We start from the raw sequence: 16,582 nt of genomic DNA, 5'->3' as shown, positions 1-16,582 counted from the left end.
AAAACAACAAAGGAGGAAGCCCTGTGGCTGATGCAATCCGTTTGCCGCTAGAGCTGTTTTACGAACGTGAAGCAAGGCACCCGAACAAACGCTACATGGTGCAACCTCTGGGGGGCGGGCAGCTTCTGGAGCTGAGCTGGGCCGATGTGGGCGAGCAGGCCCGTCGTGCGGCGAACTGGTTGCGTAGCCGCGAACTGCCGCCGGGCAGTCGTATAGCGATCATTTCCAAGAACTGCGCGCACTGGATCGTGGCCGATCTGGCGATCTGGATGGCGGGCCACGTCTCGGTACCGCTGTATCCCAACCTTACTGCCGATTCCATGCGCCAGGTGCTGGAGCATTCGGAGACGGCCCTGGCCTTCGTCGGCAAGCTCGACGCCTGGGACTCGATGGTGCCGGGGTTGCCGCAAGGCATGCCGACCATCAGCTTGCCTCTGCATCCGGTTGGCCGCTTCGACTACAGCTGGGATGACCTGCAGCGCAGCGCGCCGATCCAGGATGATCCGAAGCCTGCTGCCAATCAGCTGGCGACCATCATCTACACCTCCGGTACCACCGGCACGCCCAAGGGTGTGATGCACAACTTCTCGAACTTCGGCTTTGCCGCCAGCAACGCTGTCGCCCTGTTCGGGGTAGGCGAGGACGACCGGCTCATCTCCTATCTGCCGCTGTGCCACGTGGCCGAGCGCATGTTCATCGAGCTGGCATCGATCTACGCCGGGCAGACGGTCTTCTTTGCCGAGAGCCTTGATACCTTCCTCGAAGACCTCAAGCGCGCGCGGCCGACCGTGATGTTCGGTGTGCCGCGTATCTGGACCAAGTTCCAGATGGGCGTGTACAGCAAAATGCCGGCGCAGAAGCTGGATCGCCTGCTGCGCCTGCCGATCATAGGCCGTTTCATCGGTCGCAAGGTCCTCGTCGGGCTCGGTCTGGACGCCATTCGTTACGCGCTGTCCGGCGCTGCACCGGTGCCCGAAGCGCTGCTCAACTGGTATCGCCGTCTGGGCATGGAGATCCAAGAGGTCTATGGCATGACCGAGAACTGTGGTTACTCCCATGTCTGCCGGCCCGGCAAGTTCAAGCAGGGCTGGATCGGCCAGAACAACCCGGGGGTCGAAGTGCGCATCGCGGAGGATGGTGAAGTTCAGGTGCGCAGTGGTGCGACCATGCAGGGTTACTACAAGGACCCGGTGAAGACCGCCGAGACCCTGACCGACGATGGTTTCCTGCGTACCGGCGACAAGGGCGAGCAGGATGCCGAAGGCAACCTGCGCCTCACCGGGCGCCTCAAGGAAATCTTCAAGACCAGCAAGGGCAAGTATGTGGCCCCGGCCCCCATCGAGAACCGCATCGGCGAGCACTCGCGTATCGAGCAGGTTTGCGTGGTGGGCGATGGCCTGCCGCAACCCATCGCGCTATGCGTGCTGTCTGATGTCGGGCGACAGGAAGCGGCCAATGACAGCCGTAATGAGCTGGAAAGCAGCCTCAAGGCGCTGCTTGACGAGGTCAATGGCCGTCTCGATCAGCATGAGCGCCTGCAGGGGCTGGTGATGGTCAAGGAGGTCTGGGCAGTGGAGAACGGTTTCCTCACTCCGACCCTGAAGATCAAGCGCGCGGTGATCGAAGGCACCTATGGCGAGCGCTTCGCCGAGTGGCAGCAACGCAGCGAAGCGGTGCTGTGGCACGACTGAGGTGAACGGGCCGGACAGCCCGGCCCTGTCTTGCAACGCACAAGGAACGCTTCCATGGGACTGTGGCAACGAACGCCGGATATCGATGCACTGAACGCAACCCTCAAGAACAGCATCGGTGAGGTGCTGGACATCCGTTTCGAGTCCTTCGACGACGAATCGCTCAGCGCCAGCATGGTGATCGATTCGCGCACCCATCAGCCCTACGGTCTGCTGCACGGAGGCGCATCGGTGGTGCTGGCGGAAACCCTCGGCTCGACCGCCAGCTACCTGTGCATCGATAGCAGCCGCTTCTATTGCGTGGGGCTGGAGGTCAACGCCAATCACCTGCGCGGTCTGCGCAGCGGACGTGTGCATGCTGTGGCCCGGCCCGTGCATCTGGGGCGTACCACGCACGTCTGGGATATTCGCCTCAGCGGCGATGATGGCAAGGCCAGCTGCATTTCACGGTTGACCATGGCCATCGTGCCGCTGGGTGATCAGCCACCAAAGCTCTGAACCTCTGCCTGTAGTTTCATCCGGGATATCGGGGCACGGCGCTGCAGCTCGCGTGTGGGCCAGCCCCGTCGCTCGCATTCAGAGGCGTTTGCCCGGCGTTCGCTGCCCGAGGCCGGAGCAGCAATGCCTACGGCGATCATCCGCAGCCATAGCCCTGACCATTGAGTCGCCATCAATGGCAATTACGATCATTGCCGCAGGCCGGTGGCTGCCGGAGAATCCCGGAATATTCGCTTTTCGGGTGTGATGCATGCCGCAGCCGATCTTCTTCGCCCATGCCAACGGCTTCCCGTCTGCCACCTACGGCAAGCTGTTCGCGGCGCTGGCACCGGATTTTCAGGTGCAGCATTTGCCGCAGCATGGCCACGACCCGCGCTTTCCGGTCAATGACAACTGGTCCAACCTGGTCGACGAGCTGATCCATCACCTGGAGGGTAGAGGCACTCCGGTCTGGGGCGTCGGTCATTCTCTTGGCGGCGTGCTGCACTATCACGCCGCCTTGCTCCGCCCCGAGCTTTACCGTGGAGTGGTGATGCTGGACTCACCGGTGCTGACCCTGGTCGACCGCATGGTGATCCGTGCCGCCAAACGCTTCGGTTTCATCGATCGCATCACCCCGGCCGGGCGTACCCTGGGGCGACGCGAGGCGTTCGAGGATCTGGACGAGGCGCGTCGCTATTTCGCCGGCAAGAGCCTGTTCCGGCGTTTCGATCCGGACTGTCTGGACGCCTATGTCAGTCACGGTCTGCAAGCAGGGGCGCAGGGGCTGCGCTTGAAATTCGATCCCGCCACCGAGATCAGCATCTATCGCAGCGTGCCGCATACCTCACCGGGCCGGCCGCAGCAGCTGGCGGTACCGCTGGCGATGGTGCGCGGGCGTCACAGCCGTGTGGTGCTGCCGCATCATGCGCGTTTGCTCAATCGCATGCCGCGCGCGGAATACCACCACCTGCCGGGCGGCCACATGTTTCCGCTGGAACGCCCGCAGGCCACCGCCGATCTGCTGCGCCAGCTGTTCATCCGCTGGGGTACCCACCAGGAGCAAAGCGCATGAATGCAGCTTTCGAGGAAGTTCGTCTGAGTCTGCCGCATATCGAACTGGCGGCGCATCTCTACGGGCCGGAGGACGGTGTGCCGGTACTGGCCCTGCACGGCTGGCTGGATAATGCAGCAAGTTTTGCGCGACTGGCGCCGAAACTGGAGGGACTGCGCATCGTCGCTCTGGATTTCGCCGGGCATGGCCACTCCGATCACCGTCCGCCTGGCGCCGGTTATGCGCTGTGGGACTACGTCTTTGACGTGCTGCAGGTCGCCGAGCAGTTTGGCTGGCAGCGGTTTTCCATTCTCGGTCACTCCATGGGGGCGATTACCGCAGTGTTGCTGGCGGGGGCGATGCCCGAGCGAATCGCGCGTCTGGCGCTGATCGACGGCCTGGTGCCTTACACGGGCGAAGCCGACCAGGCCCCGGCCAAGCTGGGCGAGGCGTTGCGTGCCAGGCAGGCGCTCAGCGACAAGCGCAAGCCGGTGTATGCCGAAATGTCGCGAGCAGTCGAGGCACGTATGAAAGGCGTCGGTGCAGTCAGCCGTGAGGCGGCCGAATTGCTCGCTCAGCGCGGCCTGATGCCGGTACCGGGCGGTTATACCTGGCGCACCGACAGTAGTCTGACATTGCCGTCACCGCTGCGCCTGAGCTGGGCACATGCCCAGGCATTCGTACGTGCGCTGCGCTGCCCGGTGAGCCTGGTATTGGCGGAGCAGGGCATGATGGGCGCGCAGCCGGCGGTGCAGGCGCTGTTGCACGATTTGCCGTTCGAGATTCACCGTCTGCCGGGTGGCCATCATCTGCATCTGGATGACGAGGCGGGCGCGCAACGTGTAGCGGATTGTTTCAATCCATTCCTGCGCATTTCTTGACTTGCCTGCAGCCGTGGGGAAAGGTGTGGCGGTCTGCCATGGAGGATCGCATGATCGACCCGTTCAACGTTGCCGTTCACTGCTTCGCTAGCTCGCCCGCCACTTCCCTGCAACAGGGTTCCTCCCGATGACGGGGCGCATGAAGCTGTTCTTCGCAGCGCTGGCCACTCTCTGCAGCGCTGCCGCGCTGGCGGCCGATCTTCCGGGCAGCCGTGATCTCGAGGTTTTGCCACGCTTTCCTGCCAGCCATATCGTTGCGTTCAAACAGGCGCCCGATGCCGAGCGCATCTACCCGCAGGGCTCGATTCGCCGTATCAGCGGGCGCTTGCGTTACGAGCGCGAGATTCTGGTACAGGGCGAGCACACGGCGGTGACCTACGAACTGCCGCGTACCCACAGCGCCGATCAGGTGTTTACCGCAGCCCGGGAAGCGCTGCTGGAGCAGGGCGCCGAACTGCTCTACTGGTGCCAGGGGCGCGAGTGTGGCGCGAGCAACCTGTGGGCCAATGCGGTGTTCGGCAATGCCACGCTGTATGGCTCCGACGAACAGCAGGCCTATGCGCTGTTGCGCCTGGCCGAGCCCAACCATGAAAGCCTGCTGGCGCTCTACAGCATCACCCGTGGCAACCGCCGAGCCTATCTGCATGCCGAGCAGCTGGATGCCGAAGCGCCGCTGGGCGTGTTGCTGCCAACGTCCGCGACCCTGCTGCGCCAGCTACGTACCGATGGGCAGTTGAAGTTGCCCGACGAGGCCAGGGCCGACAGCGCCTGGGTGGAAGTGCTGGCACGCAGCCTGAACCTCGACAGCACCTTGCGCGTCAGCCTGAGCGGCAGCCAGGCTGACGCCTGGCGCGAGGCGCTGATCGGGCAGCGAGTACGCGAAGCTCGCCTGGAACTGGGCGAGCGTTCGGATGAAACACTGAGCGTGCAACTGCTGCGTTAAGCTGGCACTCGCAATCACCTGTAGCAGAGCGCCCGTATGGGCGCTCTGTCGTTTCGTCGAAGGGAGTTTCGCTCGATGGCCACTAATGATCGTCTGCTGGTGCAGATTCTCCTGCTGGGCCTCCTGGCAGCCAGCCTCTGGGTGCTGGCGCCATTCTGGTCGGCGCTGTTCTGGGCCGCCGTGCTGGCCTTTGCCAGTTGGCCACTGATGCGCCTGCTCACGCAACTGCTCAACGGGCGCCTGTCATTGGCTGCGGGCATCCTGACCGGTGTCTGGGTGATCATGGTGGCGGTGCCGCTGGTGTGGCTGGGCTTCAACCTGGCCGATCACATCAAGGACGCCAATGCGCTGATCAGGGATCTGCAGGTGGAAGGGTTGCCGCCGGCGCCGGACTGGCTGGAAAGCGTTCCGCTGATCGGCAATTGGCTGTTCGAGTCGTGGCGCACCGTCGACCAGCAGGGGGCAGCCTTCTTCGAGACCTTGCGCCCGTACCTGGGGCAGGTCGGCAACTGGCTGGTGGCGCGCAGCGCAAAGATCGGTGGCGGCATGGTCGAGCTGGCCCTGAGTCTTGTGCTGGTGTTCTTCTTCTACCGCGACGGGCCGCGCCTGGCGATGTTCGTACACAGCCTGCTGGAGCGGCTGATCGGCGAGCGGGCCGATCATTACCTGGAGCTGGTCGCAGGCACCGTGCAGCGCGTGGTCAACGGCGTGATCGGTACCGCCGCAGCGCAGGCCGTGCTGGCCTACATCGGCTTCGTCATCGCCGGAGTGCCGGGCGCTCTGCTGCTCGGCCTGCTGACCTTCGCCTGCAGCTTCATCATGATTCCACCGCTGATCTGGGGCCCGGCCGTGGCCTGGCTGGTATGGCAGGGGGAGATCGGTATGGCGATCTTCCTCGGCATCTGGGGGTTCTTCATCATCAGCGGGGTGGACAACATCCTCAAACCCTACCTGATCAGTCGAGGTGGCAACCTGCCGCTGGTAGTGGTGTTGCTGGGCGTGTTCGGCGGCATCCTCGCCTTCGGCTTCATGGGCCTGTTTCTTGGCCCGACCTTGCTGGCGGTGGCCTACAGCTTGCTCAGCGACTGGGTGTCGGACAAGGCGCAGGTCAAGACTGCCGAGCCTGACGAGGAGCCGCGCGGCTGATCAGTCGAGCTCGTTCTCATATCTGTCCAGGGTGTCGCGGGCAATCTGCCGACCCAGCATGATCAGCTCCGGCGCCTTGTAGAACTCGAAGAAGCGGCAGGCGCGCTTGGGCACGTTGATCAGAATGTCTGGCGGATAGCCGGCGATCTTGTATTGCGCCAGCGAGGTCTGCATCACCTCGAAGCTCTGGTTGACCAGCTCTAGCAACGACGCCGGCCCGCTGAATTCGGCGACTCGCGAACCACTCGCGGATTTCGGCGCGGCGTCCTCATGATCGCCCCTGGCGGCTGGTGCTGCAGCCGGGCTGACGTCATCGGCAAACTGCTGTTCTTCGGCAATCAGCAAACTCTCGTCCTCGCTCTTGCGGCGAAAGCTCGGCAGGTGAGAGCCGAGCGAGGTCATCAGCTGATCAATGCGGCCCTTGAGAGCGGCGGGGCGCTCGACCACCGGCAGCTGGTAGTGGTTCTGGTTGGTGGCATTGAGGTTCACCGCGATGATCAGGTCGCAATGACTGGACACCACCGGCACGATCGGCAGCGGATTGAGCAGGCCGCCGTCGACCAGCATGCGCTTGCCCTGGATGACCGGTGTGAACAGACTCGGAATCGCGGCCGAGGCCCGCATCGCCTGATGCAGGCAACCTTCCTGGAACCAGATTTCCTGCTGGTTGGTGAGGTCGGTGGCGACTGCAGTGAAGGGGATGTCGAGGTTTTCGATATCCACGTCGCCGACGATCTCCTGAATCCGCCCGAACACCCGCTCGCCGCGGATGGCGCCAAGACGGAAGCTGACGTCGAGCAGGCGCAGTACATCGAGGTAGTCCAGGCTTTCCGTCCATTCGCGGTATTCTCGCAGCTTGCCCGCAGCGAAGATACCACCGACCACTGCGCCCATCGAACAGCCGGCGATACAGCCGATTTCGTATCCTCGCTCCTGCAGTTCCTCGATCACGCCGATGTGCGCATAGCCGCGCGCACCCCCTGAACCCAGAACCAGTGCCACTTTCTTGCTCATTTGCGGTTCTCCCCCTGTCTGACTTCGACCTTACTCGGGCAATTGGGCCGAGCCAAGCCAGTCTTTGCTAGAATCCGCCGCCAGTTATCGCGGTGAGAGTGAAACCATGAGCGAACCCATTCGTTTGACCCAGTACAGCCACGGGGCCGGTTGCGGCTGCAAGATTTCACCGAAGGTGCTCGAGGTGATCCTCGCTGGCAGCGGTGCCCAGAATCTCGATCCCAGGCTCTGGGTGGGCAATGCCTCGCGTGATGACGCGGCGGTCTACGCGATCGATGAGGAGCGCGGCGTGGTTTCCACCACCGATTTCTTCATGCCGATCGTCGATGACCCCTACGATTTCGGCCGCATCGCCGCCACCAATGCCATCAGCGACATTTACGCCATGGGCGGTGATCCGCTGATGGCCATTGCCATCCTCGGCTGGCCGGTCAACGTATTGGCACCCGAAGTGGCCCGCGAGGTGATCCGCGGTGGCCGTGCGGTGTGCGACGAAGCCGGTATCCCGCTGGCAGGCGGCCATTCGATCGACGCCCCTGAACCGATTTTCGGTCTTGCCGTGACGGGGCTGGTGAGCAAGGCCGACATGAAGCGCAACGACACCGCCACTGCTGGTTGCAAGCTTTATCTGAGCAAGCCGCTGGGCATCGGCATCCTCACCACGGCGGAGAAGAAGGCCAAGCTGCGCGACGCGGACATCGGCCTGGCGCGTGACTGGATGTGTACCCTGAACAAGCCCGGCAGCCGCTTTAGCAAGCTTGCCGGGGTGCGTGCGATGACCGACGTGACCGGGTTCGGCCTGCTGGGCCATCTGGTGGAGATGGCCGATGGCAGTGGCCTCAGCGCTCGCATCGAGTTCGCACGTGTGCCGCGTCTGGACAGCGTCGAGTATTACCTCGAGCAGGGCTGTGTGCCCGGTGGCACCTTGCGCAACTTCGACAGTTACGGCGACAGGATCGCGCCACTACCGGAACTGGCCAAGCTGCTGCTGTGCGACCCGCAGACCAGTGGCGGCCTGCTGATTGCCGTGGCGCCAGAGGGTGAAGCCGAGTTCCTCGCCGTGGCCGCCGAGCTGGGACTTGCGCTGGAGCCCATCGGCGAGATGGTCGAGCGACAGCGTTACGCGGTTGAGGTGCTCTGATGCGCGATGACTGCACCGACTACCGCGATCTGTTCCTGAATGATCGGGCGATGATGGATACCCGTGCCCCGGTCGAATTCCACAAGGGCGCCTTCCCCGGGGTGATCAACCTGCCGCTGATGACCGATAGCGAACGGCAGAAGGTCGGCACCTGCTACAAGCAGCACGGCCAGCAGGCCGCCATCGAACTCGGCCACCAGCTGGTCAGTGGCCGCACAAAGGCCGAGCGTATCGAGGCCTGGGCGAGCTTCGCCAAGGCCTATCCCGAGGGCTATCTGTACTGCTTCCGCGGTGGCCTGCGCTCGCAGATCGTTCAGCAGTGGCTGAAGACTGAGGCAGGCATCGATTATCCGCGCGTGGTCGGCGGCTACAAGGCCATGCGCAACTTCCTCCTGCAGACCACCGAGGAGGCGGTGCAGGAGTGTGACTTCGTGCTGGTTGGCGGGATGACCGGTACCGGCAAGACCGAGGTGCTCGGGCGGCTCGACAACGCCGTGGACCTGGAGGCGCACGCCAATCATCGCGGTTCCAGCTTCGGCAAGCGTGCCAGCGGCCAGCCGGCGCAGATCGATTTCGAGAATGCCCTGGCCATCGATTTTCTCAAGCGCCGTGCCGCGGGGCAGCAGCAGTTCGTGCTGGAGGACGAGGCCCGCCTGATCGGCCGCTGTTCACTGCCGCTGCCGCTGCACCAGGCGATGCAGGACCATCCGCTGGTGTGGCTGGAAGACAGCGTGGCCAATCGCGTGGAGCGCATTCTGCAGGCCTATGTGGTGGAGCTGTGTGCCGAGTTCGTTGCGGCTCAGGGTGAGGAGGCGGGTTTCATTGCATTCGCCGCGCGCCTGCGCGAAAGTCTGGCCAACATCACCCGCCGTCTGGGCGGCGAGCGTTATCAGCGTCTGGCCGCGATCATGGAGCAGGCCCTGCAGGAGCAGCGTGATGGCCAGGTGGACACGCATCGAGGCTGGATCGAGGCTCTGCTGGTCGAGTACTACGACCCCATGTATGTGTTCCAGCGCGAGAGCAAGTCCGGGCGCATAGAGTTCGCCGGCGAACAGCAGGCCGTGGTGGAATACCTGCGCAGGCGAAACGGCGGGTGAAGCGGGCACTTTCGCTCTGCCGTAGCGTCATAGACTGGGCCAACCCGTAGTCATATCCCTTCGAGGAGTGTGGTCGATGAAACACTGGATCTGTTTGCCGCTGCTTGCGGTGGCCCTTACCGGCTGCGCCGGCAAGACCGTTTACCGCGAGACCTGCGCCAACCAGCTGGATGCCGCCTGGAAGGAGCTGAACATCGCCGAGGCCGAAGGTTTCGCCGGTACCGTCAGTTATTCCAAGGCACTCTCGCTGCTCACCGCTGCCAAGACCCAACAGCAGTTCGAAGCCTACGAAGGCTGCACCAGCAAGGCTGAACGTGCCCGCTTCTATATCCGCGAATCACGAGCGGGGCGTTGATGCAGCTCGATTTCGCCGATCTGAGCCCGCTCGAGGCTTATCGCTGGCTGGCTTCCAGCGTCACTCCGCGGCCCATTGCCTGGGTCTCGACCCGTTCGGTCGATGGTGTGGCCAACCTGGCGCCGTTCAGCTTCTTTCAGGTGATTAGCGACAATCCGCCAACCCTGCTGGTGAACGTCAACACCCGCGACGACGGCAGTCTCAAGGACAGCCTGCGCAATGCCCAGGCCAGCGGCGAACTGGCGATTCAACTGGTCAGCTACGCCCAGGCCGAAGCGATGAATGCCAGTGCCGCGATCCTGCCTCACGAGGTCAGCGAGTTCGCCCATTGCGGCATCGCCAGTCAGCCATGCGAGCGTATCGATGTGCCGCGTGTCGCCGGTGCGCCGATAACCTTCGAGTGCCGCGTGGCGCAGATCCAGCCTTATCCGGTGCTGCAGCCCAATTGCCATCTGATCTTCGCCGAAGTGCTGCTGGCGCATATCGACGATGCGGTACTCAACGATCAGGGCCGTCTCGACCCGCTCAAGCTCGATCTGGTCGGGCGTCTGGGGGGCAGTGCCTACTGCCGCACTCGGGACCTGTTCCAGATGCAGCGTCCCTGAGCCGGTTCTGAAAACGACTTCCAGTTAGCTGTTTCAGTCATCTTGCCGTCTGATGGCTTGTCGCCAGTAGCGTTGCGCTCCTATGTTCCATCATTCGGGAGCTGGCTGCGGTAGGCAGGGGGTTGTCATGGGTGGCTCATTGGGCAGGCGGTTGGCCAGTCTGAGTACGGCCAGCAAGTTGATGCTGGGTTTCGCTCTGGTGTTGATGCTCACGGCGCTGGTGGCCGCTACCGGCCTGCTGGCGTTGCGCGAGGTCAGCGCCGGCGCCGAGTTGCAACAGCGCATGAGCGCCCTTGGGGATCAGGTGCTGCGCATGCGCCAGAGCGAGCAGGCGTTCGCCTTGAGTGGCGACAGGCAATACGCCGAGCGTCTGGCGGAGCAGGCTGAAGCCATTGTGCTGGCCGAGCAGGCCCTGCGGGCCGAACTCGATAGCGACACGGCCGCGATCATGGCGCAGGTCGAACCGGCGCTGGCCGACTATCGCAGCGCCTTTGCCCGCTATGTCGAGCTTACCGACAACATGCAACTGTCCCTGCAGGCTGCCGACTGGCTGGTGGTCAGCGCGGCAAACAGTCTGGATCTGCTGCAGGAAGGGCTGTCCGAGGATGGTGTCGATCTGCTCAAGAACTCTCAGGGTGAGCAGGGCGGCGATTCGGTGTTGCAGGCCGGCAAGGTCGGCAAGATCCATCAGTTGCTGCTGCAGTCGCTGGATCAGGCGCGCCAGCGTCTGGAGGCCAGCCGGCGCAACGAAACCAGTGAGCAGAGTGAAATCGCCCAGGCCGGTGAGGCTCAGACACTGGCCGCCGAGTTGCGCGATGAGCTGGATGATCCAGGCTATGCCGCAGTGCTCGGCGAGGTGGTGGTCAACGTCGACTCGTTCAACGAGCGCCTGAAGGAATACGCCACCCAGCTGCAGCAACAGAAACAGGTTTATCAGCAGCTGGTCACCCAGGTCGAGCAGCTGCTGCAGCGAGTCGATCTGGCCCTGGAAACCCAGCGTCAGAACATGCGGACCGAGCGTCAGGCCAGCAGCGGCCTGATCATCGTGGCCGCTGCCCTGGCCCTGCTGTTCGGCCTGGGTGCGGCGATCATGATCAGCCTGGCCATCGTGCGCCCGCTCAAGCGGGTGATCGGTCTGGCCGAGTCCATCGCTGGTGGCGACCTCAGTGTGCGTATCGAACAGGATCGTCGTGACGAGATCGGCCTGTTGCTCGCGGCCATGCAGCGCATGGCCGATAACCTGCGCGAGATGGTCGGGCGCCTGCAGGGCGGGGTGGCGCAGATATCCAGCTCGGCCCAGACGCTTTCGGCGACCGCCGAGCAGACGCGGCAGGGCGTCAACGGCCAGAAACTGGAAACCGATCAGGTCGCCACCGCGATGAGCGAGATGACTGCCACGGTGCACGAGGTGGCGCGCAACGCCGAAGCGGCCGCAGCTTCCACCGAACAGGCCGATCAGCGCGTCGGTGCAGGCAGCCAGGTGGTGCGCCAGACCCTGCAGCGCATCGCGCAGTTGGCCGAGGCCATGGACGCCACCACGCAGAGCATCCAGCGCCTCAGCCAGGACACCCAGCGTATCGATGCGGTGCTCGATGTGATCAAGAGCGTCGCCGAGCAGACCAACCTGCTGGCGCTCAACGCGGCAATCGAGGCGGCGCGTGCCGGCGAACAGGGACGCGGCTTCGCGGTGGTCGCCGACGAGGTACGCGCCCTGGCCAAACGCACGCAGCAATCCACGGCAGAGATCGAATCGCTGATCGCCGCCCTGCGCGAAGGCAGCCGCCGTGCCGTGACCGATATGGAGCAGAGCGCCAGCCTGGTGAGCCTGACGGTAGGCGATGCCAACCAGACCGAGGGCGCACTGACGGCCATTGCCGAGGCGGTGAGCCTGATCTCGGAGATGAACCAGCAGATTGCCGCGGCGGCCGAGCAGCAGACGGCCGTGGCCGAGGAAATCAACCGCAGCGTCACCTCGATCCGCGATATTGCCGACCAGTCGGCCAGCGCGATGGACGAAACCGCGGCCTCGAGCATCGAGCTGGCCGAACTGGGCCGTGAGCTGCAGGGCATGGCCGGGCAGTTTCGACTGGCATAGCGGCTGGCCTCACAGATTCGTCAGCAAAGTTTGCGCAGCGCTATGCCTCATGCCGGCGCCCCAGTAGCATCGACGTTCTGCATAAGGAGCGAACGATGCGAAGCAAACTCGATGCCTGTCTCGACTCGGTCAATCAGGTGTTGTTGGGGAAAGAGGCGCAGGTGCGCCTGGCACTGACCTGCCTGCTGGCTCGTGGTCATCTGCTGATCGAAGACCTGCCGGGCATGGGCAAGACCACTCTCAGCCATGCTCTGGCGCGCGTGCTGGGGCTGAGCTTCCAGCGTATCCAGTTCACCTCCGACCTGCTGCCTGGCGACATTCTCGGCACCTCGGTGTTCGACAAGGACACCGGGCAGTTCGTCTTTCATCCGGGGCCGATCTTCGCCGAGCTGGTGCTGGCGGACGAGATCAACCGCGCCACCCCCAAGAGCCAGAGTGCGCTGCTCGAAGCCATGGAAGAAGGTCAGGTGACCATCGAGGGCGCGACCCGGCCGCTGCCCGATCCGTTCTTCGTCATCGCCACGCAGAACCCGGTCAGCAGCGGTGGTACCTTCGCTCTGCCCGAATCCCAGCTCGACCGTTTTCTCATGCGGCTGTCCCTGGGGTATCCGGCGCAGGCAGCCGAGCGCGCCCTGTTGCTGGGCGATGCCCGACGCGATCTGTTGCCGCGTATCGAACCGATTCTCGACCATGCCGAACTGGCGCGCCTGCAGGCGGAGGTGCCCAAGGTGCGTGCCAGCGATGCCCTGGTCGACTATGTGCTGCGTCTGGTCGAGGCGACGCGCAGCCAGCCGCAGTTCGCCTGGGGCCTGTCGCCGCGCGCCAGCCTGGCGCTGCTGGCTGCGGCAAGGGCCTGGGCACTGCTGGCCGAACGGGATTACGTGATTCCCGAGGATGTGCAGGCGGTGTTGCCATCGGTAGTCGGCCATCGCTTGCGCGAGCGTGCCGATCCCACCGGCCATGGTGGTGGCAGCCTGGTGCAATGGCTGCTGCGCGAAGTGCCGGCGCTCTGATGCTCGCAGCGTTGAAACCACTCTGGCGGCGCTGGCTGGCCCGGCGCATTCCGCCGGCAGCCAGCGTGCGCCTGAACCAGCGGCGCATCTTCATTCTGCCCAGTCGCGTGGGCGGTGCGTTTGCCGTGGTGTTGCTGCTGATGCTGCTGGTTGGTATCAACTACCAGAACAGCCTGGCCTATGGGCTGACCTTCCTGCTGATGTCGGTATTTATCGTCACCATCCTGCATACCTACCGCAACCTCGCCGGCCTGGTGCTCAAGGCGGGAGGTGGCGGGGCGGTGTTCGCCAGCGAGCAGGCGCGTTTTCGCGTGCGCCTGGAAAGTCGCGAGCGCGAGCACCAGGCCATCGCACTGGGCTGGCCGCCAGCCGAGCTGGTGGTGCGCGATGTCCCGCTCGAAGGGCAGACCGAAGTGGACCTGGATCTTCCCGCCATGCGACGAGGCTGGCTGCGCCCCGAGCGCCTGCGGGTGGAAAGTCGTTTCCCACTGGGTTTGCTGGTGGCCTGGAGCTGGGTCGATCTGGATCAGGCAGTACTGGTCTATCCGCGGCCGCTGGAAGGTGATCTGCCGCTGTCTGCGGGGCTGGGCGACGAGGCGGAAGAGGGCATGCGTGCCCGTGGCCAAGGTGCCGACGATTTCCAGGGGCTGCGCGATTATCAGCCGGGTGACTCGAGGCGTCGTCTGGACTGGAAGGCCTATTCGCGTGGTCAGGGTCTGCTGGTCAAGGACTTCGCCATGCTCAGCGGACGCGATGTATGGCTGCACTTCGACAGCCTGGCTGGTGACAGCGAAATGCGTCTGTCGCTGCTCTGCTACTGGGTGCTGCAGTTTTCCGAGCGGCAGCAGGCATTCGGTCTGCAACTGCCGGGGCAGGTGATCGCCCCGGATTACGGCGATGGCCACCGCGACGCCTGTCTGCGTGCCCTGGCGCTATTCGGAGCACAGCCATGAGCCGTCTGCCAGGGATTCCGCGGGTCGCCCTGATCTGGCTGCTGGTGGCTCAGGTGCTGGTGATCGTGCCGCACCTGGTGCACCTGCCGATGTGGATGATTGCCCTGTGGCTCGCTGCCGCAGGTTGGCGCGTGCAGATCTTCCGCATGCGCGCGCGCTATCCCAATGGCTGGGCCAAGGGCGGGCTGGTGCTGCTGGTACTGGCCGGCATTCTGCTGTCGCGCGGCACGCTGGTAGGGCTGGACGCAGCAGCGGTGCTGCTGATCGCCACCTTTACCCTGAAACTATTGGAGATGCGCTCGCGGCGCGACGCGCTGGTGGTGATCTTCCTGGGGTTCTTCTGTGTGGTGACTGCCTACCTGTTCGAGGACGACATCCTGGCCGCGCTCTACAGCCTGCTGCCGGTCACCGCACTGCTGGCTGCGCTGGTCGGCCTGCAGCACAGTGGCTTTGCCGAGCGTCCCTGGCCGACCCTGCGTCTGGCTGGCAGTCTCATGCTGCAGGCGTTACCGCTGATGGTGCTGCTGTTCGTGTTCTTCCCGCGCATGGGACCGTTGTGGTCGTTGCCGTTACCCAGCGACAAGGGTGTCACCGGTTTGTCGGACAGCATGGAGCCGGCCGATATCGCCGAGCTTGGCCGGTCTTCGGCATTGGCCTTTCGTGCCAGTTTCGAGGGCGAGGTGCCGCCGCGAGCCGAGCTGTACTGGCGGGCCTTGACGCTGGAGCGCTTCGATGGCCGGCGCTGGTCGCAGTCCGCTTACGCCGATGTGCCGGTAGCGCCGCAATGGAGCAAGGCGGGAGAACCGCTGGATTACAGCATCATCATGCAGCCCAGTGGCAAGCGCTGGCTGTTCGCCCTGGATGTCGGCGAGATGGCCCAGGATAGCGGGCGAATGATGAGCGACTTCCGCTGGCAGCGTCTGCGCCCGGTGGATCGGCCAATGCTGTATCAGGTGCGCTCCTGGCCAAAGGCCGTGCGTGAAGGGCAGGCCAGGCCGCCTGGGTTGCGCCTGGCGCTACAGTTGCCCGAGCAGGGCGACCCCCGTAGTCGCGCCTGGGCGGCCGAGTTGCAGGCGCAGTACCCGCAGAGCGATGAGCTGGTGGCGGCATTGCTGCAGCATTTCAACCGTGAACCCTACGTCTATACCTTGCGCCCGCAGCCGCTGGGGGCTGACAGCATCGACGATTTCCTGTTCAACACCCGGCGCGGCTTCTGCGCGCACTACGCCGGCGCCATGACCTTCGTACTGCGCGCAGCGGGCATTCCTGCGCGGGTTGTCGCCGGTTACCAGGGCGGGGAGCTCAACCCCAACGGCAACTACATCCAGGTGCGCCAGTTCGATGCACACGCCTGGGTCGAGTACTGGCAGCCGGGACAGGGCTGGCGCAGTGTCGATCCCACCTTCCAGGTCGCCCCCGAACGTATCGAACGGGGTCTTGAAGAGGCCCTGTCGGAAGAGGACGGCTTTCTCGATGACCAGCCGTTCTCGCCGCTGCGTTACCGCGAACTGGCCTGGCTCAACCAGTTGCGCATGAGCTGGGAGAGCCTCAATTACGGTTGGCAGCGCTGGGTACTGGGCTATCAGGGCGAACAGCAAATGAAGCTGCTACAGAGCTGGCTCGGCAGCCTCGACTGGCAGCGCCTGGCTCTGGGCCTGGTGGGAACGGGGGCACTGTTGCTGGGGCTGCTGGCGTTGTGGTTGCTCAAACCCTGGCAGCAGCGCGCCGACCCGCAGCGCCAGGCATTCCGCAAATTCGAGCGTTTGCTGGCAAGTCATGCCGTGCGCCGGGAGCCTGGCGAGGGCGCGCGCTCCTTCGCGCTGCGTGCTGCCCGACAATTGCCTGAGCAGGCAGCGCAGATCGAAGCGTTCGCACGTTGCTTCGAGCAGCAGCGTTATGCCGGCGAGCCAGCTTCGCGTGCGGCGTTGCTGCATGCGTTGAGCGATTTGCGCCGGGCATTGCCCTGGCGCGCGTCGCGTTAGCGACCTTTGGTCACTTGTGCGAGTCGATGGCCGGGGCATTAGCTGGGAGCGATGATCGTTCGGGAGGAACGATCATGAACGATTTCGCCTGGCCCTGTGCAGACGATGCGTTGCTGGCACTGCATGGCGATTTTC

The 16,582-nt window shown here is 64.3% G+C and carries 15 protein-coding genes and 1 pseudogene; 15 read left to right on the top strand and 1 reads right to left on the bottom strand.

From position 1 onward, the window contains the following. Positions 1-23: 23 nt before the first annotated feature. The 6 genes from OEG79_RS11420 (at position 24) to OEG79_RS11395 (ending at position 6,192) form a co-directional block, all read left to right on the top strand. Entirely contained in the window at positions 24-1,691 is a 1,668-nt protein-coding gene (locus OEG79_RS11420) for an AMP-binding protein (RefSeq protein ID WP_264145141.1), read from the top strand. Between the two features lie 54 nt (positions 1,692-1,745). Further along, the gene (locus OEG79_RS11415) at positions 1,746-2,189 is read left to right on the top strand and encodes a hotdog fold thioesterase (protein WP_264145140.1); all 444 of its coding nucleotides are present in this window, start codon (positions 1,746-1,748) and stop codon (positions 2,187-2,189) included. A 250-nt stretch (positions 2,190-2,439) separates the two neighbouring features. Continuing rightward, positions 2,440-3,243, top strand: a complete 804-nt coding sequence (locus OEG79_RS11410) for an alpha/beta fold hydrolase (RefSeq protein ID WP_264145139.1) — start codon at positions 2,440-2,442, stop codon at positions 3,241-3,243. Continuing rightward, complete coding sequence (locus OEG79_RS11405; protein WP_264145138.1) at positions 3,240-4,103, top strand: alpha/beta hydrolase; 864 nt, start codon at positions 3,240-3,242, stop codon at positions 4,101-4,103. Before OEG79_RS11410 ends, OEG79_RS11405 begins: the two co-directional genes overlap by 4 nt. Positions 4,104-4,242: 139 nt before the next feature. Then, positions 4,243-5,046: a DUF4892 domain-containing protein gene (locus OEG79_RS11400; RefSeq protein WP_264145137.1), complete on the top strand. Its 804-nt coding sequence runs from the start codon at positions 4,243-4,245 to the stop codon at positions 5,044-5,046. Between the two features lie 75 nt (positions 5,047-5,121). After that, positions 5,122-6,192: an AI-2E family transporter gene (locus OEG79_RS11395; protein WP_264145136.1), complete on the top strand. Its 1,071-nt coding sequence runs from the start codon at positions 5,122-5,124 to the stop codon at positions 6,190-6,192. Here the strand turns inward: OEG79_RS11395 and OEG79_RS11390 are convergent, their stop codons facing one another. After that, positions 6,193-7,206 carry a patatin-like phospholipase family protein gene (locus OEG79_RS11390; protein WP_264145135.1) on the bottom strand — a complete coding sequence of 338 codons (1,014 nt, stop codon included), beginning with the start codon at positions 7,204-7,206 and terminating at the stop codon, positions 6,193-6,195. A gap of 106 nt (positions 7,207-7,312) precedes the next feature. Between OEG79_RS11390 and selD the strand changes: the two genes are divergently transcribed. From selD to OEG79_RS11350, 9 genes and pseudogenes are all read left to right on the top strand, one after another. Continuing rightward, the gene (gene selD / locus OEG79_RS11385; protein WP_264145134.1) at positions 7,313-8,347 is read left to right on the top strand and encodes a selenide, water dikinase SelD; all 1,035 of its coding nucleotides are present in this window, start codon (positions 7,313-7,315) and stop codon (positions 8,345-8,347) included. Beyond that, positions 8,347-9,444, top strand: a complete 1,098-nt coding sequence (gene mnmH, locus OEG79_RS11380) for a tRNA 2-selenouridine(34) synthase MnmH (RefSeq protein WP_264145133.1) — start codon at positions 8,347-8,349, stop codon at positions 9,442-9,444. The genes selD and mnmH overlap by 1 nt, the downstream gene beginning before the upstream one ends. Positions 9,445-9,520: 76 nt before the next feature. Continuing rightward, positions 9,521-9,799, top strand: a complete 279-nt coding sequence (locus OEG79_RS11375; RefSeq protein ID WP_264145132.1) for a hypothetical protein — start codon at positions 9,521-9,523, stop codon at positions 9,797-9,799. Beyond that, positions 9,799-10,404, top strand: a complete 606-nt coding sequence (locus OEG79_RS11370) for a flavin reductase family protein (protein ID WP_264145131.1) — start codon at positions 9,799-9,801, stop codon at positions 10,402-10,404. Before OEG79_RS11375 ends, OEG79_RS11370 begins: the two co-directional genes overlap by 1 nt. Positions 10,405-10,486: 82 nt before the next feature. Next, a pseudogene (locus tag OEG79_RS21290) lies at positions 10,487-11,593 on the top strand (methyl-accepting chemotaxis protein); the annotation flags it as partial. A gap of 30 nt (positions 11,594-11,623) precedes the next feature. Continuing rightward, complete coding sequence (locus tag OEG79_RS21285; protein WP_413247543.1) at positions 11,624-12,499, top strand: methyl-accepting chemotaxis protein; 876 nt, start codon at positions 11,624-11,626, stop codon at positions 12,497-12,499. Between the two features lie 95 nt (positions 12,500-12,594). Further along, a complete protein-coding gene (locus OEG79_RS11360) occupies positions 12,595-13,512 on the top strand; it encodes an AAA family ATPase (protein ID WP_264145129.1) in 918 nt (305 codons plus the stop codon). Further along, a complete protein-coding gene (locus OEG79_RS11355) occupies positions 13,512-14,465 on the top strand; it encodes a DUF58 domain-containing protein (RefSeq protein ID WP_264145128.1) in 954 nt (317 codons plus the stop codon). The genes OEG79_RS11360 and OEG79_RS11355 overlap by 1 nt, the downstream gene beginning before the upstream one ends. Further along, positions 14,462-16,447, top strand: coding sequence for a DUF3488 and transglutaminase-like domain-containing protein (locus OEG79_RS11350; RefSeq protein WP_318840801.1), 1,986 nt, complete (start codon positions 14,462-14,464; stop codon positions 16,445-16,447). Before OEG79_RS11355 ends, OEG79_RS11350 begins: the two co-directional genes overlap by 4 nt. The last annotated feature ends 135 nt before the right edge of the window (positions 16,448-16,582 follow it).

Source organism: Pseudomonas sp. Z8(2022) (genome assembly GCF_025837155.1).
Taxonomy (GTDB): Bacteria; Pseudomonadota; Gammaproteobacteria; order Pseudomonadales; family Pseudomonadaceae; genus Aquipseudomonas.
The sequence above is the reverse complement of the archived record's forward strand: the minus strand, read 5'-3'. Positions and strand labels throughout refer to the sequence as shown.

What these genes read in the sequence shown, in the direction of transcription:
- OEG79_RS11415 (WP_264145140.1), top strand. Translation starts at nt 1,746, where the DNA reads ATGGGACTGTGGCAACGAACGCCGGATATCGATGCACTGAACGCAACC.
- OEG79_RS11410 (WP_264145139.1), top strand. Translation starts at nt 2,440, where the DNA reads ATGCCGCAGCCGATCTTCTTCGCCCATGCCAACGGCTTCCCGTCTGCC.
- OEG79_RS11405 (WP_264145138.1), top strand. Translation starts at nt 3,240, where the DNA reads ATGAATGCAGCTTTCGAGGAAGTTCGTCTGAGTCTGCCGCATATCGAA.
- OEG79_RS11400 (WP_264145137.1), top strand. Translation starts at nt 4,243, where the DNA reads ATGAAGCTGTTCTTCGCAGCGCTGGCCACTCTCTGCAGCGCTGCCGCG.
- OEG79_RS11395 (WP_264145136.1), top strand. Translation starts at nt 5,122, where the DNA reads ATGGCCACTAATGATCGTCTGCTGGTGCAGATTCTCCTGCTGGGCCTC.
- OEG79_RS11390 (WP_264145135.1), bottom strand. Translation starts at nt 7,206, where the DNA reads ATGAGCAAGAAAGTGGCACTGGTTCTGGGTTCAGGGGGTGCGCGCGGC.
- selD (WP_264145134.1), top strand. Translation starts at nt 7,313, where the DNA reads ATGAGCGAACCCATTCGTTTGACCCAGTACAGCCACGGGGCCGGTTGC.
- mnmH (WP_264145133.1), top strand. Translation starts at nt 8,347, where the DNA reads ATGCGCGATGACTGCACCGACTACCGCGATCTGTTCCTGAATGATCGG.
- OEG79_RS11375 (WP_264145132.1), top strand. Translation starts at nt 9,521, where the DNA reads ATGAAACACTGGATCTGTTTGCCGCTGCTTGCGGTGGCCCTTACCGGC.
- OEG79_RS11370 (WP_264145131.1), top strand. Translation starts at nt 9,799, where the DNA reads ATGCAGCTCGATTTCGCCGATCTGAGCCCGCTCGAGGCTTATCGCTGG.
- OEG79_RS21285 (WP_413247543.1), top strand. Translation starts at nt 11,624, where the DNA reads ATGCAGCGCATGGCCGATAACCTGCGCGAGATGGTCGGGCGCCTGCAG.
- OEG79_RS11360 (WP_264145129.1), top strand. Translation starts at nt 12,595, where the DNA reads ATGCGAAGCAAACTCGATGCCTGTCTCGACTCGGTCAATCAGGTGTTG.
- OEG79_RS11355 (WP_264145128.1), top strand. Translation starts at nt 13,512, where the DNA reads ATGCTCGCAGCGTTGAAACCACTCTGGCGGCGCTGGCTGGCCCGGCGC.
- OEG79_RS11350 (WP_318840801.1), top strand. Translation starts at nt 14,462, where the DNA reads ATGAGCCGTCTGCCAGGGATTCCGCGGGTCGCCCTGATCTGGCTGCTG.